At 66.5% G+C, this 1,533-nt stretch carries 3 protein-coding genes; 2 read left to right on the top strand and 1 reads right to left on the bottom strand.

Annotation, left to right across the window (positions count from 1 at the left end):
• The coding region (locus tag EN969_RS30545) for a site-specific integrase (protein ID WP_164758642.1) at nucleotides 1-173 on the bottom strand (173 nt) is incomplete at its 3' end.
• 97 nt (nucleotides 174-270) lie between these two features.
• Here EN969_RS30545 and rimM point away from each other — a divergent pair.
• Nucleotides 271-870, top strand: coding sequence for a ribosome maturation factor RimM (gene rimM, locus EN969_RS30550; RefSeq protein WP_013528858.1), 600 nt, complete (start codon nucleotides 271-273; stop codon nucleotides 868-870).
• Nucleotides 867-1,533, top strand: a 667-nt coding sequence (gene trmD, locus EN969_RS30555) for a tRNA (guanosine(37)-N1)-methyltransferase TrmD (protein ID WP_127419707.1), incomplete at its 3' end; no start/stop codon positions are given. The genes rimM and trmD, both read left to right, overlap by 4 nt.

The raw sequence follows: 1,533 nt of genomic DNA on the forward strand, positions 1-1,533 counted from the left end.
ATGCCGGGCGAGCCGCCGCAATGGCCGGTGAGGAAATGCAGGAACTGACGCGTGTCGCGCTCATAGGCTTCCACCGTCTCGGGCGACAGCCGACGTTCTCGCGCCAGCATCTTCAGCCAGCTTTCGCGCGCCGCCTGGAGATCGGGTTTGGCCGGGATGAGGAATTCCTGCATGGCGGCATTTTCGGATATTCGGGTTAGGAAGCGGTGAATAGCCCGTCATTGAAATGACAGCCGCGTGGGGCTAGAGCAGGCCAAAGGATATTTCGCCATGAGCAAGCTCCAGAATCCTGTCCAGATGGCCGTGATCGGCGCCGCCCATGGCATCAAGGGCGAATTGCGGGTGAAGACCTTCACCGGCGAGCCGCTGGCGCTGGCCGACTACGGGCCGCTCTACGCCAGGGACGGGCGCGCCTTCCAGATCGTCGACATCAGGCCCGCCAACACCGTCGTCGTGGTCCGTTTCAAGGGCATTGCCGACCGCAATGCGGCCGAGGCGCTGGCCGGCACGGAGCTGTTCGTCGACCGTTCGATGCTGCCGGACGATGGCGAGGAAGACGAATTCTACCATGCCGACCTCGTCGGCCTCGAAGTCCGCGACGACACGGGTGCCGTGCTTGGCAAGGTGGTCGCGGTGCACAATTTCGGCGGCGGCGACATTCTCGACGTGACGCTGGGCGGGCGCAAGGGCGTGCTGATCCCGTTCACACAGGCTGCCGTACCGCAAGTGTCGATCGCCGAGGGTTTTGTTCGTGTCGATCCGGCGGCAGCCGGGCTGGTCGATGACGAGGATGGCGGTGGTCCGCGTGAGGAAGACTTCGATCCGAAGGGCAGGCCGCGCGGACCGAGCGATGCCGGGGGCAACCGGTGAGTTTTTCCGCTTCGGTGCTGACGCTTTACCCCGAGATGTTTCCCGGCGCGCTCGGCCTGTCGTTGGCCGGCCGGGCGCTCGAGGCCGGGACGTGGTCGCTGGAGACGATCCAGATCCGCGACTTCGCCACCGACCGCCATCGCACCGTCGACGACACGCCCGCCGGCGGCGGCGCCGGCATGGTGATGCGCGCCGACGTGCTGGCGAAAGCCATCGACCATGCTTCGCCGGAAGGCGATGCGCGGCCCCGGCTGCTGATGAGCCCGCGCGGCAAGCCGCTGACCCAGGCGCGTGTGCGCGAGCTGGCCGCTGGGCCGGGCGCCGTCATCCTGTGCGGCCGCTTCGAAGGCGTCGACCAGCGGGTGATCGACGCGCGGGGATTGGAGGAAGTCTCGATCGGCGATTTCATTCTCTCGGGTGGTGAGCCGGCCGCCCTTGTGCTGCTCGACGCGGCGGTGCGGCTGCTGCCCGGGGTCATGGGCAACGCGATGTCGGGCGAGGAAGAGAGTTTTGAAAACGGCCTGCTCGAACATCCGCACTATACGCGGCCGCAGGAGTTCGAAGGCCGTGACATTCCCGAGGTCCTGATTTCCGGCAATCACAAGAAGATCGCCGCCTGGCGGCGGGCGGAGTCAGAAAGACTGACAGCCGAGAGGCGTCCGG

Source organism: Mesorhizobium sp. M7A.F.Ca.CA.003.01.2.1, from assembly GCF_003998945.1.
Lineage (GTDB): Bacteria > Pseudomonadota > Alphaproteobacteria > Rhizobiales > Rhizobiaceae > Mesorhizobium > Mesorhizobium ciceri.